The 339-nt window shown below is 48.7% G+C and carries 1 pseudogene; it reads left to right on the forward strand.

What is annotated here, in order from left to right:
• Positions 1–339: pseudogene (locus tag HMPREF2794_RS21670) on the forward strand (hypothetical protein); the annotation flags it as partial.

Genomic DNA, 339 nt, shown 5'->3' on the forward strand with positions numbered 1-339 from the left:
CTGTTATCCGGACAACGGGTGAGAAAGATATTAATGGTCGTTTGAGACTGTCTTATAAGGATCTGGTCGATTTTGCAACGCTCGCAAAGACGTGGAACCTTCCCGTTACCGATGCCCTGTACATGGTGCTTTCCCCCCTGCACATGGGTGACTTGTTGCTGGATAAGGATGCGTCAAAGTACTTCTATGACCGTACTTTCTACCTTGATCCGGCAACCGGAAAACCGAAAGGCTTCATGGGTATCAAGTTCTTTGAGAATAACGACTGCCCGTTCTATAATGCGGAAACAGCCAAGAAGGTGGCGGAAGGCACAAAACCGTCTGCCGAAACGGACTTTC

Source organism: Bacteroides sp. HMSC067B03, from assembly GCF_001811315.1.
Taxonomy (GTDB): Bacteria; Bacteroidota; Bacteroidia; order Bacteroidales; family Bacteroidaceae; genus Bacteroides; species Bacteroides faecis.